Raw genomic sequence first — 17,372 nt, 5'->3', positions numbered from 1 at the left:
CCCCCGATACCGCTTCCGGCGGAGCAGCCACAAGATTACCACTAATATTCCGTAGATTTAAGTCCGGAAACACATCCACAACGACCCATGGCCGACGAGCCACCGACCGTCCCGGCGCCCGAACCACCCGACGCCCCGGACGCGTGGTACGCTCCGGGGGTCCGGGCCCAGTACGAGGTCCGCCCCGGCGTGGTCGTGACCATCCGGGAGCGCGAACAGCCCGGGACGGAGTTCGAGTACGCCGTCAGGGAGCCGTCGCTGTCGGCCACGGGAGCGGCGGGGCTGGACCGACTCCGGGACTACTTCGCCGACGCACCGCTGGACCGGCCGCTCACGCGGGAAGATGTCGATCCAACGGCCTCGACACAGTGAACGTCGAACACGACCGAGGTCTAACGTTATATCGATTCTGTTGAAATTCTCAGTGGGTGGATAGGACTTGCCTGCTGACTATAGAGGGTGGATTCAGCAGGGTCTCGTCCTCCACTCCGCATCTACATCTCGGCTCACAGCACAGGCTCACGTGACGGTCAGGAGCCCTTCGAGCGTAAATATAACCCACCAGTGAGGCAGCCTGCTGCCAGGAGCAAGAGTCCACCACTCAGGATAGCTCTGGGTGTTCCCGATACTCCAGAGCCTACCCCGATCCCGAGCGTATCTTGGAACACAATCAGCTGGAATACCAGGGCAAGGCTCCCGATTGTCATCAGTAGCTGTCCCGTGCGAACGTCCCGAGTTCCGCTCACACACGGGCATTTCTGCGGGGCTGGAAAAGCCGGTTGATTGTGACTGACTCGCGCTCTGTATTCAGCAGGGCCGCACTAAACCATCAGTTTCGGAGAATTTCAGCAGAGCCCTTCGATTCCGCCGATCAGTCGTGAATCAACTGATAGATGTTCTCCCGGTAGACGGACGCGATATCCTCGTAGTATGCATGGATGTACTCGTCTATCCCGGCCTTCTCTCGAATCGACTCTGTTCCCGGACTATCCCCACGCATATACTTCACTAGTGGCCGAGGGAGATCCTGCTCAACTCGCCAGAACGTGGTGAATCGATGGCGGCCGTAGTGACTTGATACGCCGCGCCGACGCTGATTCTCCTCGTACAGTGGCTGGAACGCATCGTTCCAGACATCGGTCACGTCCTGATGAGCGATATTCGAGTTCGTCTGTTTGGCGAGGAACAGATAGGGGCAGTCAGTAGTCGGCCGACGACGGAGGTACTGGCGAAGCAGTCTCTGGGCCTCGGCATCAAGCGGAAGCACCCGTGGATTGCCCGACTTGTTCCGATCTCGGTCGTGAGGGATGTAGAGTGCATTTGGCCGTCCAGAGAGTGCCCAATGCGAGCCCAGCGAATCGTGGTACTCGGATACTGCGGGAGCATTGAGCGACAGGTCCGAAAGCTGGATATTACAGAGTTCACTCGCGCGGAGCCCCAACTTCAGTTGCAGCAGGATGATGAGGCGGTCACGCAGATGGGTAACCGATCGGAGTACTGCCCGGAGTTCCCCTAAGGTGAGGTCAGGCGCTGACTTTTCCTCTTCATTCGGCTCGAAATCGTTCCGGGAAAGGACGATCTGAATCGGGTTGAAGTCGTTCGAGTGGGGGAAGACAGGATGGTCCTGCCAGAACTCGTAGACCGCGTTGAGGTTGCCCAGCTTCTGCCGAACAGTCGTGAGATGGTTGCCTCGTTCGTCCTGTAGGTACTCGGTGAATGCCTCGACGTGATGCGGAGCGGGGCATGCCGGATGGCGCTCCGCCGTGGTCCACATGAACTCTTGCCACCGCTCAAGCACGCCGCGGTAGATACTGCATGTCGATTCTGCGAGGTCCTGCTCGGCGAGGTGCTCCTCGAAGAAGATTTCGAACGGATCGGCGGCGAGTTCCTCGAAGGTCTGCTCGTGCTCTGCCAGCGGATCTCGGGAACGATCGAACGCCTCCGCAACAGCATCGGTCGGACTCGCATTCTCGTCACTCATCGTTCTCGGAACTCCATCTTCGTCTCCCAGACGGTGCCGGCCGCCTCCTTGTTGGCTGCCGCCATCAGGACGGGATTGTACGCGTGTGGGTGGTCAGTGTGCCACCGGAGCCACTCGTAGAACCGCTCGATTTTCGTCCAGTAGGACTTGTAGACGGTCTGAGGTTCGACCTCCACAAGGAGTTCAGTACACCACGTCTCGACATCAGTCGGCGTCGCGAGTGCGTGATGTCGCCCTCGGTCCTGCACGTGGGCCTTCCAGCGTCGGGCGGCCAACCGCGCAGTCTGCTTGAACTGGTAGGAATTGTGTGTCGGAAGCAGTTCGGTAACGAGGAACTCGCTCCATGGGTCGGAATCCGCGTAGCGCTCTGCATAATTCGAGAGTCGGTCCGCCTCGGGAACGTCCTCCAGTCGTTTGAATACGCCCATTCGGTCGGTCGGAGCTGTCGATTTCGAGTCCTTCATCGTTGACTGCCGCCGCATCTTGCGGCTGGTACCCGTCACGGCAGCCAACAAACCCCACGAGGTACGAGTGGGCTGTCGAGTGGAGCTACCCGGAGCAGTCCTCAGAGAGATGCGTCTCGAGATCAGAAATCCGCGTACCACACCGCCAACACTTCACATCTCGTGGCTCACCACTGGACATCGAAGTAGCCGGCTCAGCCAGCAGGTCGTATTCCTCGCTCAGTACCGTCCGGGCTGCGTCACGCCACTCTGATCCGTGTCCTCCGAACCGTCGGACTAGCCCCTTCACGGTTGCCTTATCGACGAGTCCCAGATTCGTCTCGAGAAACGTCGAGATGACTGTTTCCGGCGAATGATCGTCGAGATAGTACACGGTCTGGAGCTGTCCCTGGAGCGAGAGACCGTCCGATCCGGAGCCCCCCTGAATCGTGAACGAGTATACGCCGACTGCCCGCTGCCGGGCTCGGACCTCGGTGGGCAGCGCCTCGGCGGGAGCAGGCCCGTGCTCCAGAAGATACTCGACGTTCTGGTAGGGGGCATCGTCTCCGGAATCCGGCGTCATCGATGTTCGAATTCCGGCTGTGGGAGTGAATAAATCCCGGTTACTCGCCGCTGCCGTCGGGTAACGGCAGACCCTCGGCAGTCCCCTCGGTCGTCTCGGATTCCGTCCCTGCCCCAATCAACGCTGACACCTCGGAGGCGTCTTCAGTCGGGTCGAAGTCGATGACCTGTTTCTCCTTCGGGAGTGCCTGGATCTCCATCCCGCGCCACTCGCCGTCGACGCCGAGGAGTGCCTGTGAGTAGCCTTCCTGCTCGTTCCCCGGAATCGCATCCTGTACGTAGCGCATCTGTGCGTAGTTCAGGCCGAACTCGTTAGCCCACTCCTCGTCCATCCCGTCGAGCTTGTGGAACTGCTTGATCGCACACTGGTCGAGGATCATCTCTGCTTCGGGCCACTGGAAGAACTCGTCGACGGTCTGGGTTATCAGCCGGATAGAGAGGTCGTGGTGCCGGTGGTGGCGGAAGATCGTCTCGAGATAGGACAGCGTCGCCGCGTCGGACATCAGGTAGCGCGCTTCGTCAACGACCAGAACGACGCGCTTGTCGGTCTCCTTCGCCCGCTCGTACACCAGCGAGATGAGCAGCTCCATCAGCAGACTCGTGTGGCCGCCGAGGTTGCCGCCCTGCTGCACCAGGTCGAGGTAGATGAGCTTCTCGTCGCGTATATCGAACTCGCTCTTCCGCCCGAGGTTCTCGAACTGGCCGCCTTCGGTGAACGGCCGGAGCTGGTCCAGCAGCCAGACCGCGTCGTCCGCGAGTTTCTCCCCCTCGGCGTCCGCCCGGACGACGAATGGCTCGGGGGCGTCGCTCATTTCCTCCAGAATATCGAGCATATCTCGGACTGTTGGGCTCTCGCGGTCGTGGGTGCTCACATCCTCCGTGATGCCCTTGCGCTCGTACGCCTCGTCGAGTGCGAGTTCCAGCGTCGTCCGCCGGTCGCCGAGCGTCACGTCGCGTAACGCGAAGAAGTTCGTGAAGAAGCTGATCGCCCGCTCACGACGCTCCTTCAGCGGGCTTGCGTCCTCACCACGACTCCGGAGGACCCGCTCGGGCGCCGGTTTGATCTCCAGTGGATTCAGGCCCATCGTCCCGCCGACGGTGACGCGTTGGCCACCGAGCGCCTCGATGACACCGTTCCAGTTGTTGAGCGGTTCGAGGACGACGCCGATGCAGTCCGGGTCCTGCTCGATCGTCCGGATGAAGTTCTGCTTCGCGCCGAACGACTTCCCGCTTCCAGGGTCACCGACAGTGAACATCGCGTAGCCGTCCTCACGGGCGAACGGGTCCAGTACGAGGGGGCTTCGGGTATCCTTGTGGATGCCGAACTCCACGCCCCCTTCCTCGAGAACCGTCGCATTGTGTGGGGATGCCAGTAGCGCACCGACCGCACCACCGAGGGCGATCGCGTCGCGGTCGAATACGTTCGGTCCAACCGGCGCCGCCGACTGGAGTGCGAGGTCCTGCGTACAGATAGCGGTCTTCGGATTGAGTCCAGCCGGCTGCTTGCGTAATGCCGCCCGAACCTGCTGGACGGACTCGCGGAGTCCGTCTTTCGTCTCCGCTCGGACCGTGACGAACATCCCCTGGTCGAACACACGCTGCCCGTTCTCCACGGCCTTGTACGTCGCCATTGCCTCGTTTGCCCGTTCTTGGAGGTATGCGCTCCGGACGCTTCGTTCGAGGTCCGCGTCAGCTTGAATGTCGTCAGCCGTCCGCTGGAGTGCATCCCGGGCTCGCGACTGGTTCTTCGGGGTAACGTGTGCCGTCAAGTCGAACCGGACATCCGTCAACTCGAACAGGCCACTCAGGTAGCCATCCGACGGGTAGTCCGGATACCCAGCGACGTACAGGGTCGTCGTCCAGTTCTCGCCGACGCGAGCGGCACGGGTTTCCCATTCAATCGCCGCCGGAGCCATTTCCGATTGCTGGCGCTCCGCGATATCGTCGAATAACGCCTCTTCTTGGGCACCGGCACCCAGTGTCTCCTCGTCGAGTAACTCTGCTAGCACCACGTCCTCGGCCTGCCGTTCACGATACCAGGTTACGATGTTCGCGACCACGATGAGCGCGAGAATACTCCCGACGCCGTAGACAAGCAGGCCGGCCGGTGAGATGAGGGGTGGGAGCGATTCAAGTGTGTGCTGTACGCTCCGTGGGAGGGCTGCTTGGAGCCAGCCGTGGTTATGCATCCGGCTCACCTCGAGAGGCACGCGGTTCACGCTGAACAGCCGGCTCAGTTCTGATTGTACTGGCGGCTACCTCGGAATCGTACTCCTCCCCGTTCCAGAATTCCATATTGAGCAGGAACAACTCAAGCGTGCTGAGACGGGTCGCCGACCAGCCGGAGACGTTCTCGACGAACTCGGACCGGACGGTGCGAACGCGTTCGTCGAGTTTCTCGAACATCGCCGCCTGCACCTCCGCATCATCGAGGTCGTGCTGCCGGGCGACGAACGGCTGGGCCAGGAGGCCGAAGAGCGGGATTTCTGCGAGTTTCTCTCCCGGTGTCTGTTCCTGCTCGTAGCGGTTGTACACCTCAAGCCGGTCGACCTCAACCCCGATGTAGTAGTGGAGGCGCTGCGTGTCAGCCAGGTCCGCCGGCCGTCGGTCACGGTACTCGGTCAGTAGCTCCTGAAACGCGGGGTTGTTCTGGACATCAGCATCGCTCAGACGGTCGTCAAGCTGTTCGATGAGTTGCCCAACCGGGAACGAGCGGGTCGTTGCATGGAACGTGAGGGGGAATTCGAGTTCCGAGTTGGCGAACTCGGCACCGGCCTCTTGGACAGCTTGCCAGTCCCCGGACATCGCGAAATCCATGTTGGCTGGATCGATCTCGACGAACGCCTCCATCCGGCCATCGGTGCGTTGAACCGCTCCCGCACCAGGCCATGCCCGCTGCACGTTAGTGAGGTCCTGTGTCCGCTCAGCCGGTGTAAATGGCGTGTACTGAACGAGGCCGCCCTCAGTGAGAGCGTGGTCGCTATCCCGCTCGTGGCTGTGAGTGATTCGCGGGCGCTTGAGATAGAATCGAGACACGTCGCGAAGCCACTGCCAGGCCGTCAGCTGCGCCGGTGCTGCATAGACCACAGCAGTGCCGAGCGTCACCCCCAGCAGAACGAGGGGGAGTAACAACACGTCGGCCCCGAGGAGACTGGCGATGAACAGGCCAGTAATCGGAAATCCGAACAGCACCCCGATATCTCCCTCCGCCACGTTGAGAATGGGAACGCGATTCTCCTCGCCGAACTGGTTCATGATGCGACGCTTCGCTGCTGAATGCGTGGAGTCAGAGCTCATACTCAGTACTACGGATTATTCCCGGTCCGCCGGTAGTTGGGCACGCCACCGCCACCGCCACCGCCGCCGCTATTCCCGCCGTTGTTGTTCGTGCCACCCGAGCCGGACTGTTGCTGGCTTCCCTGTTCTGTGGCGACCTGCACGGCGCCGGCCATCGTACCGTACCGGGCTGTCGTGAGCGCTGCTCGCTGACCACCGACATACCCGACACCGGCGACGGCCCCAGCCGTTGCCGCAGCCTGTGTTCCACGGCGAAGTGCCGTCGCAGTCAGCGGACTGGCGTACTGGAACGTTTTCCAGGTGACAAGCAGGGCGATGATGGGGAGTGAGATAACGACGAAATACCGGAGGAACTCGCTTTTCGGCGCTACGACACTGTTATCGACGAAGATGAGTTCGTAACCGCGGAAGAGGAGCGTCGCTGGCAACGGCAGTACAGCCAGCGGGATGAACTGTCGACAGAGTCGGCGAGCGATATCGGACACGACCGGTACGTTCCCGAAGGCGACTGCGATGCCGAGCGGCATCGCGTAGAGGTACACGTAGAGCAGTACCTCCCGGATGAAGTAGAGTGCCTTCAGCGCAAGCATCGATAGCGCCCCGAGGAAGGCCATAATCGCAGTGAGCCCCGGATTACTCACAGCCGAGGGCATGAGATCGACCATCGCCGCTCCGAGTTCACCGAGACTCGGGACCAGCGCGATCGTGAATGCATCAACGAAGTAGAGCAGCAACACGGCGACCCAGTACCAAGCGACAATCAGTACAGCCCCGGTCCAGGCTGTCCGCCTGGTTCTCCGGGCCTCATACGGACTACTGAAATCGAAAATCCGTACGAAGTGACGGCCCTGTACGGCGAGGAAGAGAATAACCAGGGCTAGAATCATGATATCGCCGGCGACGACAGATTCGTAGATATCGTACCAGGGTTTGTCGTCCGGTGCCGGGGCGCTGAAAATCAGGTCTGTTCCAGAACCGTTCGGGAGTGGAGTGCCGAAGAAATCATTGGCGAGGTTTCGATAACTCTGTGATATTTCAGTTCCGAACCATTCGGAGATCTTCTCAATGATGTCGGTAAACCACTTCAGCCCAAAATCAGCAAATGGAATCCCAGGCATTGTTGAGTTCAATTAATTCGGATGTTACACTCACCAGATTCACTGGACCGAGTATAGCTAATAGAGTACTCACCGGTAGCAGAAGCACCCTCAATCCTCGTAGACAGTACTACTCGGAACTTTCCAGTTTGTTCGTCACTGCTACAGCTCACTCCATCTTCGTGGAAGCTGAACGGGAGTCTGCTAGTATAGAGGGTGTCTTTTTGATTTCCAAGAATTACGAGCTGAGTAACCTCGCTGGCGCCCTCAGCTTTATTGAATATACCACTAGCCTCCTCTTCATCTGCATCTTGAAGGTCAGTAGTTGGATTTGGTACCCCACCAAGGAACAGTATTTTTTCGAGGATAGCTGGACCGTTTCCGCGATTAATGACGGTAACCAGTGCCTCCGCAGATTTCGTATTACCGAGGCCAGTTGGCATCCGGTCAAGATGATTTGCACCGACGCCGACCTCCAGGATCTCGAGGTCCGGTGCAATCGTGAGAGTGGTTTCCGCTATCGTCGACTCTCCGGTACTCGCAACGACCCGATACTCGCCCGGGGCGTATGAGAGTCCGATATCGAACGTGACCGTCGTCGCCCCCTGTGGGACCGACTGCGACGCAAACGCAGTGCCATCGGGAGCGATAACGTTCACTGTATCCGCCGAGAGTTCCCCGAGCCCAACCACGAGCGTCTGCCCGTCCACCTGTACCTGTTCGAATTCACCACCGCTGCCACTGTCGGTCGGGTCGTCGGATGGCGAATCGAGCGAACAGCCAGCCAGCGGTACGGTTACGGATGCGATACCTCCAACCAGAGTTCGTCGAGTCCAGTCCATCAGAGGTCACCTCGATACCGAAACATCCCACCCAGCCGTCGCCCCGCATACAGCGCAAGAACGAACGGCAGAAACCACTGTGCTACCCGGATTGCGAGGGCAAGCCAGCCCATTATCGTCGCGAGGGGGTGCCATCGAACGGATGTCGCCGTCCCGGTGTAGGCCGGATCGTGGGTAAGCCACGATTCCGGGTGGTAGCGGACCGTGTACACACCGCTCTCATCGAGCCGGACAGTCGCCATCCCGGAGAGGTTCGTCTGGACGCGCCGGTCTCCAATCGAGATATACGCCTCGTCTCGAGTGACCAGCAACGGTTCGTACCGGGGACGATTCGGCGCCGAGAGCGAAATCGGCTCCCCAGTCTCGGCATCGCGGAGGGTAATCCGTACCGTGAGCTGTGACTCCGACTCGGAGATGCGCTCGACGGTGAGATTGCTCTGCCGGAGGACCCGCTTCGTGCCGTCGGCGTCGGGGCGGAGTGTCCGGTTCTCGCCGCGAACGATACCACGAACCGTAATCCGGGTGCTAGCGTTGGCACGGTACCGAACAGCGAGGCCATGCGTGGCCTCGTACGACCCATCGACCACCTCGACGTGGACGTTCCGACCGAGTGTTCCGTCGGGCGAATCCCGCCGTGCGCCCCACCGATTTAGCAACTCCGGGCCGCGGCCCTCCGGCTCGATCCGTGGGCCGATGCGAGACGGGTATGCGTGGACCAACACTGGAACTGCATCCGATTCGATGCGTTGTGCGTCGGTCGCCCGGCTCAGGACAAGCGTGTCCCAGCCAGTATCACGAGCGGTGTAGAATCGCCAAACACCACGGACCCGTGCTCCGCCGTTCGCACGCAGCCGATATCCCTGCCAGGGAAGCTCCTGGAAGACCGCAAGACCGAGGTCGCCGTCGGGATACGTCACGTACTCGAGCGACGGTTCTAGGCCGTACACGCGCCCATGAATCTCGTCGGTTACCGTCACCGAATCCGTCACGACACTCGTCGTTGTCCGCTCGCGGACGATGTTCTCCGTCCCGTTCGGGGTGGTTCTGTTCGTCGTGCGAGTGACGGTGACGCGACGTGTGAGGCTGACCTCGATATCGGCTTCCAGCCTGAGCGTTCCGTCTCGTCCTGTGAGCGCGTACTCGATTCGAGGCCGGTGAGAGCCGTTCGTCCGCGCGATAACCTCGCCACCCTGAATCAGCCGGACAGCGCTAATCTCGTGGCTCGTAAGCGACCACGATACGCGGCGGGTGCGACGGCCGGCGGTCGTGTTCGATCCGTTCGTAGCAGTGGAGCGGCGTGTGGTTACGTTGCCATCTGGAACAGCGACTCGGTAGTCGACAGCGCCACGCAGCTCTCCGTCCGGTGCCAGATATCGTGTCGTCTCTCCTGGCCCCGTGTGTGCCACCGTCGACGGCGTTGCGGCAAACACAGTCGCATGCGCATCCCGAATCAGCGTCGAATTCGTTCGGTTCGCCGATGTTGGGTACACCGAGACACTCGCGTTTCCGGGCGTATAATCCGAAAAGTCGTGACGCGTCCAGATTCCAGCGGTCGACGGGGGTCGCCGGAACGTCAGGTCCGTCCCGTTGGCCACGCTCTGGATTGCCGTCCGCCGCTCACCGTAGGCCCGCCGGTACTCGGCGTTCGTGATACGCTGACTGTCGTTGTCACGAGACCAGAGTGTCGCTGACTCGTTCTCGTCAAGTCCGTTCCCTTCGGTCCCGGGACGTGGGGGCGTCGCAGACACGACACTTGTCAGACCGCTTGCAAGGAGGCCGATGATGAGTAGCAGGGTGAATCCGCGTTCCGACATCTGTGAGGAGTCAGAACGGAATCAGGTCCACACACTGGGCGATAGGTAGCCCCATCGTCGGCCCGGCGACAGTGAACAGCGGCCCGAGCACGACCAGCACAGCAGCAGACCGCATAGCACCGCGTTTGTGCTGCTTGATCTTGGCTTTCTGCTCACGGCTGAGTGTGACCATCTCCATCAGTGAATCCGCCTGCCAGACGACGAGTAGCCCCATCAACCCGAAACCGGTTGTAATCTGAACAAACCCTTCTATCATGTCGGACAACGTATTGGAGCTATCCTGGCAAATCGGGTTCGTCGCCGAACTCCCAGAACCGTCCTGGGCTGCAACCGGAGCCGCAGCCGATGCCATCAATCCGAGGAGTAGGAGAGTCAACACACCAGTGCGAGCAGTGTGGTGGAAACAGTTCCGTTCCGGAGTGGAGGGCATCAGCGAATGGAGTTGATGTATCATGTTGGGGGCTCGATATTTGCTATGACACTGACCGAAGACGGCATTCGGTCGGTCGACACCTTTGTACATAAATTCCACTATCGGAATTAACGGCAGTATTTTCCGGGCCTTTTCGGACAATACCAAAATTGCGAATAGTACTAGGATAGACGCATCTCACTCCGTCACTCAGAACACCGCTCCTTTCCGTCCGATATAGGCGTCAAATAGGACGATACAGCGCTCAGATTCAGCGCCCCAAGATATCGGAAGTATCGGAAGCACCCCGCGTCCATTTATGTAATCGCGAGGAATACGCCATACTCGAATGATTCGAGATGCGCGTGTCCTCGATCCCGAGTTCGTCCCACGGGATATCGTCCACCGGGACGCTGAGGTCAACGCGCTCTCCAACGCACTCGATCCGATCACCGAGGGCGAGCATGGGGAGACAATGTTCCTGTTCGGCCCCTCTGGGACAGGGAAGACATGCATCGCCCGATATACGGTCGAGCAGCTCCGCGAAGCGGTCATCGACATCACAACCCAGTACGTCAACTGCTGGCAGAACTACTCGCGCTTCCAGGTGCTCTACGAGATTCTCTCTGCCATCGGCCGGACGGTCGATATCCATCGCCAGTCCACACCAGCCGATCTACTCCTACAGCGAATCCAGAACTACGACGGCTCGCCGTACGTGATCGTACTCGATGAGGTCGACCAACTCGAGGACAAGGACGTCCTCTACGACCTCTACATGACGCGCGGTATCTCCATCGTGATGATCGCCAATCGTGAGGAGGATCTGTTCGCACAGCTCGACGAACGGCTGGTGAGCCGGCTCCACGCGAGTCGCCGTATCCGGTTCGAGCGCTACGGGATGGATGATCTGGTCGCGATTCTGCAGGCCCGTGTGGACCGCGGGCTGACGCCGGACGCAATCGATGACGAGGACCTCCGATTCATCGCCGATGCTGCAGCGGGGGATGCCCGCATCGCGATTGCCACGCTTCGAGAGGCCGCCCGGACGGCTGACCGGGATGGACTGGCGCACATCCCGAGCGAGACGGTTCGTGAGGCGCTCCCGAACGCTCGGGAGACGCTCCAGCAGAAGAGCCTCGACCGACTCAAGCCACACCAGCGGACGCTCTACGATATCATCGAAGAGTGCGGGGAAGTCGACCCAGGAGAGCTGTATGGCCAGTATCAGGAGCGAACCTCGACCCCCAAGAGCAAGCGAACGATCCGGAAATACCTGCAGAAACTGGCCGCCTACGATCTAATCATCGCAGAGGGGGAGAAGCGCGGCCGGACGTATCGGTTAGCGGAGTAGGAGCTATCGGAAGCTGCCAACACACCGCTCAACGGGCCGGAGAAATCGCTTTTCACCAGTCGCACACGGCTATCGGCCGTTTCGGAACGACCGCACTTGCGTATATCACTCGGACAGCGGCTTCGTATCCCCATGGACACGACACCCACCACAGATGTCTCGACACCGGCGCCCTCACTCCCGCGACTGAACCCGGGGGTGACGCTTCTCGAAACGGAAACGCACGCGGTCGGCCCCATCGACTCGCTCGTGCTCGATCATCTGCTCGGGCAGGACGGCACAGCCGTCTGGGTCGACAGTCACGGCCACGCGACGACCCAGCAACTCGCCCGACTCGCACCGAGTCGCCGCCTCCTCGAACGCGTTCGTGTCGCTCGTGGCTTCACACCGTTCCAGCATTACGAGCTCCTCGACAGGCTTGACGAAGAGGTGGATTCTGAAACAGCGCTCGTCGTCGTTCCCTGGGTCGATGCACCCTATCGTGACGACACGCTCGGGCGGGGGGATGCCGCGTCGATGGTACGTGGGGTCGCCGACCGGCTTGCGATGATTGCCGAGCGAGCATCGGTGCCGGTGCTGGTGACGCTGAAGGAAACAGATGGCCTGACCGACCCGTTCGACGCACTGCCGACACGCGACCTCGTCTACGAGGCGACGGACATGGGGCCCCGGTTCGTCGGCGACTCGTTCGAAACGCTCGTCTACCCGGTCGATAACGGAGCCGTCCAGACGACGCTCGCGTTCTGGGAGCGGGTCCTCCAGCGCCGCCAAGCGCTCGTGGAGGGTGAGACGCCGCGGCCGGGGGTGGCGTAGATGGGACGCACGAATGCCACCTACCGCGATTTGCTCACGGGTATTGAGGAGCGCTGGCAGCCGTATCGGCGGGCACTCCGGCACCGGAACCAGCCCCATTTCGATCGGCTCTTCGAGCACGCACGGGCGCACGCCGATGCCGGCGGGTATCTGAACCACGACGAGCCGCTGTTCCCGGTACTTGTTTCGATACTCCTGGAACAGGAGCGGCGGATTCGGCAACTCGAGGCCCAGCTGGACGACAGCGAGTAACCTGATGCCGTTCACCTTCGACTTCCTTGATGGCGACGTGCTCCGGTGGACTGCAACCGAAGACGGCGCCGAGTGCGAACGCGATACCGACTACACGCCAACGCTCTACGTTACCGCGGACACCCGGGAACAGTTGACCGCCATCCAGCCACACGTCGAGCGGTTCACCGGAGTGGCGGCCACAGCGTTCGAGCCCTGGCGGCGGGGGTTCCGACACGAAGCGGAATCCGTTCTTCGTGTCGATGTCGAGTCGGTCGACGCGGTAACCAGCGTTGGGAGCGACATCCGGGGCTGGGGGCCCCCCGGCGAATACCGGCTCTACAACGTGGACTTCTCGCGGGAGTTCCGCTACTGTCTGGAACGGGAGCTCGACCCCACGCCGGACCGGTCGCTACGCATGCTTTCGCTCGAAGCGACGGTCCCGGAACTCGCCGGTGACCCCGGGCTATCAGCAATCACAGTCGACGGAGCGGTAATCGAAGGAGATCCACCGAACGTGGCCGCAACCGTCGCGGAGCGAGTCCAGGCCGCCGACCCGGACGTACTCCGTGTCTCGGAAAGTGACCTCCTCGCGCAACTCCACGCGGTCGCCAACGCGCAGGAGTGGGACTACCAGCTCGGCCGCATCCCGGGGTTCCAGCAACTCGCTGGGCAGTCCACCTTCGAGAGCTACGGGCGGGTCGGGCACTCGCCGGCCCGCTACAACGTGCCGGGGCGAGCTATCGTCGACGAGGCGAACACGTTCTTCCTCCGCGAGGCGAACCTCGACGGCTGTCTGGATCTGGTCGCCCGCTCTCGGAAGCCGCTTCAAGAGACTGCCTGGGCATCCATCGGGAACATTCTCACGGCAATCCAGATTCGGGAAGCCCGCCGACGGAATGTCCTCGTCCCATGGAAGGCATGGCGACCGGAGCGGTTCAAGACGATGCGGCAACTGGACGACGCCGACCGGGGCGGATTCACCTTCGCTCCAGATGTCGGGCTCCACGAGGACGTTCACGAACTCGATTTCTCGTCGCTCTACCCCTCGATTATGATCACGCGGAACATCAGTCCCGAGACGGTTCGCTGTGACTGTCACCAGGAACGAGAGGACGTTCCTGGGCTGGGCTACAGCATCTGTGACGAGCCGGGGTACCTGCCGGACGTTCTCGAACCGCTCGTCACGGATCGCCAGCGGATCAAGACAGAACTCGCGGACTGTGATGACCCAGAACGGCGAGCGGACCTCGAAGGTCGGTCGGACGCTATCAAGTGGATTCTCGTCTCCTGCTTCGGGTATCAGGGATTCAATAACGCGAAGTTCGGCCGCATCGCCTGTCACGAGGCAATCAACGCGTTCGCGCGGGAGATTCTGCTCGACGCGAAGGAGCGGCTCGAAGCGAGCGGCTGGCAGGTCGTCCACGGTATCGTCGACAGTATCTGGGTCACGCCAGCCACGGCTGAGCCGACTGCACTCGAAACGGTGGCCGGCGAGATCACCGACGCGGTCGGCATCGAGCTCGAGTACGAGGCCGCCTACGACTGGGCCGCGTTCGTGCCGCTCCGGAACAGCGACGCCGGGGCGCTGACGAAGTACTTCGGCCGGGTCGCGGATACGGACCGCTACAAGTATCGTGGCATCGAATGTCGCCAGCACAGCACGCCGCCGTTCATCGCCGAGGCCCAGCGGGAGCTCATCCGGACGCTCGACGCCACCCGTTCCCCGGAAGCCGTCTGTGACCGACTGGCCCGATTCCGGTCGTCGCTCAAGAGTGGCGAGATCGACTCGGACCGGCTGCTGATCGAGAAGCGCGTCTCGAAGGGGGCCGGTGACTACGAGCGGTTCACCCAGACTGCGGCGGCGCTCGACCGGGCCGCTAGTGAGGGAATCAACCGCCACCCAGGCCAGCGGACAGCCTACGTTGTCGTGGACGACGACGCGACGACGGCCGACCGTGTTCGCCTCGCGCACGAAGAGGGCGACCGATACGATGCCGATTATTACGACGACCTGCTGTGCCGGGCAGCCGAGAGTGTCCTTTCACCACTCGGGTGGCGTGAGGCAGGAATCAGGCAGTACTGCAGCGATATGCGGGAACCGACGCTCGCGGCCTTCGGAAATTGATGAGCCGTGAATCACGCTGGAACAGGAATTCGGAATTATCGGAAGAGCCCCTCCTAGCCCCATATGCGACCTATGCGTTGTATCGGCCATGAGCGAGATACAACAGGCCGTCGGGCGTATCGCCCGGAACCGGGTCCGGAACGCCCTCCTCGAACTGACCCGCAACGGTCCCCGCGAGGTTCGACTGGAAACGGTCGCCGCCCAGGCCGGACTCGAGCCAGCGGTCGTCGCGCCGCTGCTCACCGAGTTGGAATCGTCGGGCCCGTTCGAGGTGGAAGCTGTCTCGGGCGAACACGATGACCTGTGCTGGAGGGTCGCGTAGAATGGTCCAGAAGCAGTGTCCGGACTGCGGGAACGCCGACCTCGCCCCACGAGCTCGGTGCCATGTCTGTCCAGCCTGTGGATGGAGTGCCTGCGCCTACACTCGACGGAGTGCTTGAGTGATGCGGATTACCGAGTGGACCTCCTGTCCAGAGTGCGACTATCGATACGTCCGAGTCGTGCTGTTATCCGACGGATGCATCGGTTTCGCCTGTGAACGCTGCGAGGTTCGCGAAGCGTACGCCGTCGTGGAACTGACACCACGACCAGCGTGATACACCGTTACGACGTTTCGTCGTCCGGTGGCCGGTTCGACAACCGGTCGAACCGGTTCTGTGCGTCGTCGACCCGACGCGTTGACTCTGCGGGCCTGTAGTCCGCCGCCACGATCGCCTCATCGACGACCTCGACCTCGAGTACGGCGTCCGTGTGCCGGGCCGGCTGCGGGAGGTCATGCTGGTCGATGACTAGCTCGTACCGGCCGTCGTCACCGGATAGCTCCAGCGCCGCCTTGCTGTCCTCGAATCTGTCCAGCACCGCCGTGTAGGTGCCATCTGGAATCATGAATACGACTCCCTGAGCACTTCGTCGCCATCCGCGTTCGTTATGATGACCGTATCACCGCCGTTGTTCCAGATGGGACTGCCAGAGCCCCAGTAGAGGTCCGTCTCGGTGTCGGTGCCGCTCCCGGTATGGAGTGTGATTGTCGCCCCAGCATCAAGCGTCGTCCCGTCCGGAACAGTGTAGGTGGCGCCAGCCTCGTCCTGCACGGTCCACCCGGACAGATCGAACGGCTCACCACCGGTGTTCTCGAGGACGATGTACTCGTCATTGAGGTTCTCGCGGTCGTCGCCCTCGGCGTCAGCGTGGACCGACGCGAGCGCAATCTCGCCCTGCTCGGCCGATGTGTCGGTGCCCCCGTCCGTCGCGATGGTCGTCGGAGTCCCGGCCGCATCCGTCACGCCGGAGCCGGTGATGGTCGCCCGGCGCTCGACCGTCCCCGTGGTCCCAGGGTCGATCGGAGAGCCATCGCGGATGGACATCGGGTCCGTGGGTGCCGCCCGCTGCGTGGCGATCGTCACCTGCTTGCCGTCGCTCCGCAGGACGGCGTGTCCGTGTGTTGCCGTCCAGTAGGTCGAGATGTCACGCTCGGCCAGACGCTGGAGCGTCTCCTCGTTAGGGTGGCCGTACTGGGACTCGTACTCGCTAGAGATGATGACGGCTTGGGGCTGTGCAGCGTCCAGCAGCGCTCCGCTCGTCGAGGTCTTGCTCCCGTGGTGCCCAGCCTTCATCACGGTCGCTCGGAGCTGTGAGCCGTACTCCTCGACGAGATACGCCTCCTGGTCGTCCTCGGCGTCACCGGTGAACAGGAAGCTCGTCTGCCCGTACGTGAGTTTGAGGACGATGCTGTTCTCGTTGCGGGCCTCGCTCTCGAGGTACGGCTCCGGCGGCCCCATGACCTGCACGCTGACGTTCTCGAACGGGATGCTGTCGCCCTCGCGCGTCTCATAGAGAGTGACCTCGTGTTGTTCGATCGCATCGAGGTATTCGCTGTAGGTCTCGGTACCGGCGGCGATACCGGGGTCGTAGACGGCGCCGATGCCGTCAGCTTCCGTCTCGAAGTAGTTGATGACGGCCGCGTTCCCGCCGATGTGGTCGGCATCGTTGTGGCTCGTGACGAAGTAATCGATCCGCTCGATGTTCTGCTGCTGGAGATACTGCAGCACGTACTCACCGTCGTCGTTGAAATGGCCGCTGTCGATGAGCATCGTCTCGCCCGTCGGCCCGATGATGAGCGTCGAGACGGACTGCCCAACATTGATGAAGTGGACCTCAGTCGTTCCCTCGACGGTCGCGTCACCACTCGCCGGCTGCGGACTCTCGCCCCCATCGCTGGCCGGGGCAGTGGGAGCGCTACAGCCAGCCAGGATGACAAGACCAGCACAGATGATGAGGAGTGTTCGGGAGGAGTTGGCCACGTGTTGCCCCGCGCTTGGTCGGAGTCTATCAAGAAGGTATCCACGGAGACCGGAGATGGACGAGGGGCCATGGCAGCC

At 61.7% G+C, this 17,372-nt stretch carries 17 protein-coding genes; 6 read left to right on the top strand and 11 right to left on the bottom strand.

Features of this window, described 5'->3' with window-relative positions; all coding sequences use genetic code 11:
• Nucleotides 1-87: 87 nt before the first annotated feature.
• Nucleotides 88-372, top strand: a complete 285-nt coding sequence (locus NL114_RS10470; RefSeq protein WP_254820862.1) for a hypothetical protein — start codon at nucleotides 88-90, stop codon at nucleotides 370-372.
• Nucleotides 373-871: 499 nt separating this feature from the next.
• Here NL114_RS10470 and NL114_RS10465 read toward each other — a convergent pair whose 3' ends face one another.
• The 9 genes from NL114_RS10465 to NL114_RS10425 all read right to left on the bottom strand — a co-directional run bounded on the left by NL114_RS10465 (nucleotide 872) and on the right by NL114_RS10425 (nucleotide 10,486).
• Nucleotides 872-1,981 carry a tyrosine-type recombinase/integrase gene (locus NL114_RS10465; protein ID WP_254820861.1) on the bottom strand — a complete coding sequence of 370 codons (1,110 nt, stop codon included), beginning with the start codon at nucleotides 1,979-1,981 and terminating at the stop codon, nucleotides 872-874.
• A complete protein-coding gene (locus NL114_RS10460) occupies nucleotides 1,978-2,409 on the bottom strand; it encodes a hypothetical protein (RefSeq protein WP_254820860.1) in 432 nt (143 codons plus the stop codon). The genes NL114_RS10465 and NL114_RS10460 overlap by 4 nt, the downstream gene beginning before the upstream one ends.
• A gap of 121 nt (nucleotides 2,410-2,530) precedes the next feature.
• Nucleotides 2,531-3,007, bottom strand: a complete 477-nt coding sequence (locus NL114_RS10455) for a hypothetical protein (protein WP_254820859.1) — start codon at nucleotides 3,005-3,007, stop codon at nucleotides 2,531-2,533.
• Nucleotides 3,008-3,047: 40 nt separating this feature from the next.
• Nucleotides 3,048-5,195, bottom strand: a complete 2,148-nt coding sequence (locus NL114_RS10450) for a VirB4 family type IV secretion system protein (protein ID WP_254820858.1) — start codon at nucleotides 5,193-5,195, stop codon at nucleotides 3,048-3,050.
• Nucleotides 5,188-6,303, bottom strand: coding sequence for a TraC-like domain-containing protein (locus NL114_RS10445; protein WP_350355367.1), 1,116 nt, complete (start codon nucleotides 6,301-6,303; stop codon nucleotides 5,188-5,190). The genes NL114_RS10450 and NL114_RS10445 overlap by 8 nt, the downstream gene beginning before the upstream one ends.
• Nucleotides 6,304-6,311: 8 nt before the next feature.
• On the bottom strand, nucleotides 6,312-7,421 hold the full coding sequence (locus NL114_RS10440) for a TrbL/VirB6 family protein (protein ID WP_254820856.1): 1,110 nt from the start codon (nucleotides 7,419-7,421) through the stop codon (nucleotides 6,312-6,314).
• An 8-nt stretch (nucleotides 7,422-7,429) separates the two neighbouring features.
• Entirely contained in the window at nucleotides 7,430-8,242 is an 813-nt protein-coding gene (locus tag NL114_RS10435; protein ID WP_254820855.1) for a hypothetical protein, read from the bottom strand.
• Nucleotides 8,242-10,056, bottom strand: coding sequence for a DUF8186 domain-containing protein (locus NL114_RS10430; protein WP_254820854.1), 1,815 nt, complete (start codon nucleotides 10,054-10,056; stop codon nucleotides 8,242-8,244). Before NL114_RS10430 ends, NL114_RS10435 begins: the two co-directional genes overlap by 1 nt.
• 10 nt (nucleotides 10,057-10,066) lie before the next feature.
• Complete coding sequence (locus NL114_RS10425) at nucleotides 10,067-10,486, bottom strand: DUF7985 family protein (RefSeq protein WP_434084091.1); 420 nt, start codon at nucleotides 10,484-10,486, stop codon at nucleotides 10,067-10,069.
• 331 nt (nucleotides 10,487-10,817) lie between these two features.
• On the opposite strand from NL114_RS10425, the gene NL114_RS10420 reads away from it, so the two are divergent.
• The 5 genes from NL114_RS10420 to NL114_RS10400 all read left to right on the top strand — a co-directional run bounded on the left by NL114_RS10420 (nucleotide 10,818) and on the right by NL114_RS10400 (nucleotide 15,316).
• Nucleotides 10,818-11,822 carry a Cdc6/Cdc18 family protein gene (locus tag NL114_RS10420; protein ID WP_254820852.1) on the top strand — a complete coding sequence of 335 codons (1,005 nt, stop codon included), beginning with the start codon at nucleotides 10,818-10,820 and terminating at the stop codon, nucleotides 11,820-11,822.
• A gap of 132 nt (nucleotides 11,823-11,954) precedes the next feature.
• Nucleotides 11,955-12,635 (top strand): P-loop NTPase family protein, encoded by a 681-nt coding sequence (locus NL114_RS10415; protein WP_254820851.1) that lies wholly within the window; start codon nucleotides 11,955-11,957, stop codon nucleotides 12,633-12,635.
• Nucleotides 12,636-12,887, top strand: coding sequence for a DUF8156 family protein (locus NL114_RS10410; protein ID WP_254820850.1), 252 nt, complete (start codon nucleotides 12,636-12,638; stop codon nucleotides 12,885-12,887).
• A gap of 4 nt (nucleotides 12,888-12,891) precedes the next feature.
• Nucleotides 12,892-14,994: a type B DNA-directed DNA polymerase gene (locus tag NL114_RS10405; RefSeq protein WP_254820849.1), complete on the top strand. Its 2,103-nt coding sequence runs from the start codon at nucleotides 12,892-12,894 to the stop codon at nucleotides 14,992-14,994.
• A gap of 88 nt (nucleotides 14,995-15,082) precedes the next feature.
• Nucleotides 15,083-15,316 (top strand): hypothetical protein, encoded by a 234-nt coding sequence (locus tag NL114_RS10400; RefSeq protein WP_254820848.1) that lies wholly within the window; start codon nucleotides 15,083-15,085, stop codon nucleotides 15,314-15,316.
• A 281-nt stretch (nucleotides 15,317-15,597) separates the two neighbouring features.
• Here the strand turns inward: NL114_RS10400 and NL114_RS10395 are convergent, their stop codons facing one another.
• A complete protein-coding gene (locus NL114_RS10395) occupies nucleotides 15,598-15,879 on the bottom strand; it encodes a DUF3006 family protein (protein WP_254820847.1) in 282 nt (93 codons plus the stop codon).
• Entirely contained in the window at nucleotides 15,876-17,294 is a 1,419-nt protein-coding gene (locus NL114_RS10390; protein WP_254820846.1) for a lamin tail domain-containing protein, read from the bottom strand. Before NL114_RS10390 ends, NL114_RS10395 begins: the two co-directional genes overlap by 4 nt.
• Nucleotides 17,295-17,372 lie beyond the last annotated feature (78 nt).

Source organism: Haloglomus halophilum, assembly GCF_024298885.1.
Taxonomy (GTDB): domain Archaea; phylum Halobacteriota; class Halobacteria; order Halobacteriales; family Haloarculaceae; genus Haloglomus; species Haloglomus halophilum.
Note: the sequence above shows the minus strand (reverse complement) of the source record. Positions and strands in the feature narration are given on the sequence as shown.

Excerpts from the sequence above, each read along its gene's own strand:
- NL114_RS10470 (WP_254820862.1), top strand. The coding sequence starts at position 88 with ATGGCCGACGAGCCACCGACCGTCCCGGCGCCCGAACCACCCGACGCC.
- NL114_RS10465 (WP_254820861.1), bottom strand. The coding sequence starts at position 1,981 with ATGAGTGACGAGAATGCGAGTCCGACCGATGCTGTTGCGGAGGCGTTC.
- NL114_RS10460 (WP_254820860.1), bottom strand. The coding sequence starts at position 2,409 with ATGGGCGTATTCAAACGACTGGAGGACGTTCCCGAGGCGGACCGACTC.
- NL114_RS10455 (WP_254820859.1), bottom strand. The coding sequence starts at position 3,007 with ATGACGCCGGATTCCGGAGACGATGCCCCCTACCAGAACGTCGAGTAT.
- NL114_RS10450 (WP_254820858.1), bottom strand. The coding sequence starts at position 5,195 with ATGCATAACCACGGCTGGCTCCAAGCAGCCCTCCCACGGAGCGTACAG.
- NL114_RS10445 (WP_350355367.1), bottom strand. The coding sequence starts at position 6,303 with ATGAGCTCTGACTCCACGCATTCAGCAGCGAAGCGTCGCATCATGAAC.
- NL114_RS10440 (WP_254820856.1), bottom strand. The coding sequence starts at position 7,421 with ATGCCTGGGATTCCATTTGCTGATTTTGGGCTGAAGTGGTTTACCGAC.
- NL114_RS10435 (WP_254820855.1), bottom strand. The coding sequence starts at position 8,242 with ATGGACTGGACTCGACGAACTCTGGTTGGAGGTATCGCATCCGTAACC.
- NL114_RS10430 (WP_254820854.1), bottom strand. The coding sequence starts at position 10,056 with ATGTCGGAACGCGGATTCACCCTGCTACTCATCATCGGCCTCCTTGCA.
- NL114_RS10425 (WP_434084091.1), bottom strand. The coding sequence starts at position 10,486 with ATGCCCTCCACTCCGGAACGGAACTGTTTCCACCACACTGCTCGCACT.
- NL114_RS10420 (WP_254820852.1), top strand. The coding sequence starts at position 10,818 with ATGATTCGAGATGCGCGTGTCCTCGATCCCGAGTTCGTCCCACGGGAT.
- NL114_RS10415 (WP_254820851.1), top strand. The coding sequence starts at position 11,955 with ATGGACACGACACCCACCACAGATGTCTCGACACCGGCGCCCTCACTC.
- NL114_RS10410 (WP_254820850.1), top strand. The coding sequence starts at position 12,636 with ATGGGACGCACGAATGCCACCTACCGCGATTTGCTCACGGGTATTGAG.
- NL114_RS10405 (WP_254820849.1), top strand. The coding sequence starts at position 12,892 with ATGCCGTTCACCTTCGACTTCCTTGATGGCGACGTGCTCCGGTGGACT.
- NL114_RS10400 (WP_254820848.1), top strand. The coding sequence starts at position 15,083 with ATGAGCGAGATACAACAGGCCGTCGGGCGTATCGCCCGGAACCGGGTC.
- NL114_RS10395 (WP_254820847.1), bottom strand. The coding sequence starts at position 15,879 with ATGATTCCAGATGGCACCTACACGGCGGTGCTGGACAGATTCGAGGAC.